Source organism: Nonlabens sp. (genome assembly GCF_051251825.1).
Lineage (GTDB): Bacteria > Bacteroidota > Bacteroidia > Flavobacteriales > Flavobacteriaceae > Nonlabens.
Genome location: NZ_JBPOGG010000018.1, coordinates 1 through 4037 on the forward strand (window position 1 = coordinate 1; position 4037 = coordinate 4037).

2 protein-coding genes are annotated in these 4037 nt (G+C 36.3%); one reads left to right on the forward strand and one right to left on the reverse strand.

Going from position 1 to position 4037, the window contains the following annotated elements; genetic code table 11:
* Nucleotides 1–98: 98 nt before the first annotated feature.
* Nucleotides 99–2090, forward strand: coding sequence for an OmpA family protein (locus ACSHWW_RS13570; protein ID WP_435683008.1), 1992 nt, complete (start codon nt 99–101; stop codon nt 2088–2090).
* A gap of 69 nt (nt 2091–2159) precedes the next feature.
* On the opposite strand, the gene ACSHWW_RS13575 is transcribed toward ACSHWW_RS13570, so the two are convergent.
* Nucleotides 2160–3764: a peptide chain release factor 3 gene (locus ACSHWW_RS13575; protein ID WP_435683009.1), complete on the reverse strand. Its 1605-nt coding sequence runs from the start codon at nt 3762–3764 to the stop codon at nt 2160–2162.
* Nucleotides 3765–4037: the final 273 nt, after the last annotated feature.

A 4037-nucleotide genomic window follows, 5' to 3' on the forward strand; every position in this document is an offset into this window, starting at 1 on the left:
AATGATGGTAGTTATGAATTGTTCATGCGATTTGAGTTGTTCAACAGCTACGATAAGATTATAACACCTCGATTCTTCTAATACATAATAAGATGAAAATGATTAAAAATATATCGATTATACTTGTTTTTGCTTTTTCTGTTATGGGTTTAGCTCAGAATAAGACAGTGAAAAAGGCCAATAAGGATTACGAAAACTTAGCGTTTATAGACGCAAGAGAAATCTATCTAAAAGTAGTAGAGAGCGGCTATAAAAATGAAGAAATACTTTCAAAGCTAGGAGATACGTACTACTTTAATGATGAATTAGAAGAGGCATATAAATATTACAGCCAGTTATTTGAAATGGATAACGATGTAATTTCTCCTGAATATTACTTCAGATACGCTCAATCATTAAAAGCAGTAAGAAGATATGCTGAGGCAGATGCTCTTATGGCAAAGTTCAACACCTTTAAAGGATATGATACACGTTCTAAAAGCTATAGCGACCAACCTGATTATTTGCAAATAATTGACTTTCAGTCAGGTAGATTTGAAGTGGAAAATACAAGAAAAATCAACTCTTATACTACAGATTTTGGACCAGCTTTCTATGATGCAAAAAACCAAGTAGTCTATGCAACAGCTAGAGATACAAACTCTCTTTCTAATAGAACGCACAGCTGGAATGGGCAATCATTCTTACAACTATACACGTCTGATGCTGATGCGTCAGGTAAATTGTCTAATGAAAAGAGATTCTCAAAAGTCTTAAACTCAAAGTTCCATGAAAGTACACCTGCTTTTACCGCAGACGGTAATACGGTCTATTTCACACGTAACAATTATAATCGTGGAGTGTATAGACAAGACTTAGATGGTATTAATAAACTAAAAATATATCGATCAAATAAAGAAGGTAAGTCATGGAGTACTCCTGTGGAATTGCCTTTCAATAACGATGAATATTCTGTTGCGCACCCAGCGCTATCACCAGATGGAAAACGTATGTACTTTTCAAGTGATATGCCTGGAAGTGTAGGGTATGATATTGATGAAGAATTTACTAAATCAGATTTGTGGGTAGTAGATGTTAACGATGATGGTTCATTTGGTGAGCCTAGAAATCTTACTGAAATCAATACAGCTGGTAGAGAAACGTTCCCATTTGTAAGTAAAAAAGGAATCTTGTACTTCGCATCATCAGGACACCAAGGACTTGGTGGGCTAGATATTTTTGCTAGTTCCATTAATCCAGACGGTACATTAAGTAAGCCGGTGAACATTGGGAAACCTGCAAATACCATTGATGACGACTTTGCTTTTATCATTAATGATGATACTAATATAGGTTACTTCACTTCAAACAGACCAGGTGGAGAAGGAGATGATGATATCTATCGCTTTGTTCAGTTAGAAGATTTGAGAGATGCTTGCGAAGTTATCTTAACAGGTACCGTTACAGATGATAAGACCGGTGAGCCTATGGATCAAGCTACCGTGATGGTAATGGATGCAAATAATAATAAGGTAGATGAACTAGTTACTAAAGCAAATGGTAAATACGTTTTCAAACTGGAATGTGGTAAACAATACTTTGTTAGAACAGAAAAGGACGACTACAGTTCTGACGAAGATTTATTCACAACACCTACACAGAGTGACTTCTTAGACGTTCCGTTATCTATGGTAAATGAAAAAATACCAGTTGTAGACTGTGATGACATTGCTCCATTGTTAAATATTAAAGATATTTATTTTGACTTTGATAGATTCAATATCAGACAGGACGCAGCGTTAGAATTATCAAAGATTCAAGCGTTCATGGAATTATATCCTCAAACAGCTGTTGAAATAAGGTCTCATACAGATAGTAGAGCGCCAGACGCATATAACGATAGATTATCAGAGAAACGTGCTCAAAGTACTCGTAATTGGCTTATACAAAGAGGTATTGATGCTTCTCGATTAACAGCTAGAGGTTATGGAGAAAGACAATTAGTAAATCGCTGTTCAAACGGTGTTCCATGTTCTGTAGAAGAACACCAGTTAAATAGAAGATCAGAGTTTATAGTTTCTGGATTAGGGAACTATGGAGACTGTGATTAAAAGACAATAGTAACTTTTAATTAAACACATAAAGCCTGCTATTGCAGGCTTTATGTGTTTAATTAAAATCTATGAAGCGGTTGCGGGCTCAAATTCTGATACAAAATGGAATTTAATACTTGGGTATTTCTGCTGTGTCATCTGTAAAGAGAAGGCACTATCTGCAAAAAAGACCAGTTGACCTCTCTTGTCTTTTGCAAGGAACTTTGCTTTTACTCGTTTGAAATCCTTGAACTCATCACTATTTCTATCTACGGCATCGATCCAGCATGCCTTGTGAACATTAAGGTTTTCATAAGAACACGATGCTGTATATTCATGCTCCAGTCGGTATTGAATTACTTCAAATTGTAAAGCGCCTACCGTACCTACTACTTTACGACCATTAAGTTCTAGAGTAAACAGCTGTGCAACACCTTCATCCATTAACTGGTCTATTCCTTTAGCTAGTTGCTTAGATTTAAGTGGATCTGCATTATTGATATATCTAAAGTGCTCGGGAGAAAAAGAAGGTATTCCTATGTAATGCAATACTTCTCCAGCGGTTAATGTATCGCCTATTTTAAAGTTACCAGTATCATGCAATCCTACGATATCACCTGGAAAAGACTCATCCACGATTTCTTTTTTCTCTGCAAAAAACGCGTTAGGACTAGAGAACTTAAGATTCTTATTCAGTCGTACGTGTTTATATGCCTTGTTTCTTTCAAAGGTTCCACTCACGATTTTAATAAAGGCAAGTCGATCTCTATGTTTAGGATCCATATTTGCATGAATCTTAAAAACAAAACCGCTAAATTCTTTCTCGCTAGGTTCTACGAGTCGTTCCTCAGCCTTTTTAGGACGTGGCGCTGGAGCAATCTCGATAAAACCATCCAGCAATTCCATAACTCCAAAGTTGTGCAACGCACTACCAAAAAACACAGGCTGTAATGTTCCTTCCAGATATTCATTTCTCTCAAACTCAGGATAGATTCCTTCCACCAGCTCAAGTTCTTCTCTCAAAGTGTATGCCGCTTTATCACCTATCAGTTCATCCAGTTCAGTGCTAGAAAGATCGTTAACAGCAGTAGTAGCGTGTATATCCTTTGAGGACTCACCAGTAAAAAGGTTAATATTCTTTTTATGGATATTATAAATACCTTTTAAATCATAACCCATTCCTATAGGGAAACTTAGAGGAGTCACTCTTAATTCAAGCTTTTGCTCTATTTCATCCAGTAGGTCAAACGCATCTTTACCTTCACGATCCATCTTATTAATAAAAACGATAATAGGGATATTGCGCATGCGGCATACTTTGACCAGCTTTTCAGTCTGTTCCTCTACACCTTTTGCTACGTCTATCACAACGATCACACTATCCACAGCTGTTAAGGTTCTAAAGGTGTCCTCAGCAAAATCTTTGTGACCAGGAGTATCGAGAATGTTTACCTTAATTCCATTGTATTCAAACGCAAGTACAGATGTCGCAACAGATATCCCGCGCTGGCGCTCAATCTCCATAAAATCACTGGCAGCACCTTTCTTAATCTTGTTAGACTTTACCGCTCCAGCTTCTTGTATGGCTCCACCATATAAAAGTAGTTTTTCAGTTAGTGTTGTTTTTCCCGCATCTGGGTGAGAAACAATCCCAAAGGTCCTTCTACGTGCTATTTCTTCCTTGAACTTCATTTATTTTCTTTTGCGCTGCAAAAATAGAATAATGAAACTATTACTGGCTCACAATCACAGAGTATTCTTGATACACCTACGTTTAGACGAATGGAAATTTACTTGAATTATGTCGGTTATTTAAGCTTTTAATCTTTATTAATCATGATAATTTGAGATTGACTTGTTTCTCTAGGTAAATATTAACTATTTTCGTAGCTTATATTATTGAGATTACGCTTTCGCGAAAGCGAACTAACATAGACTTTATAGAATAATTTTACTTTATACATT

What these genes read in the sequence shown, in the direction of transcription:
- ACSHWW_RS13570 (WP_435683008.1), top strand. Translation starts at nt 99, where the DNA reads ATGATTAAAAATATATCGATTATACTTGTTTTTGCTTTTTCTGTTATG.
- ACSHWW_RS13575 (WP_435683009.1), bottom strand. Translation starts at nt 3,764, where the DNA reads ATGAAGTTCAAGGAAGAAATAGCACGTAGAAGGACCTTTGGGATTGTT.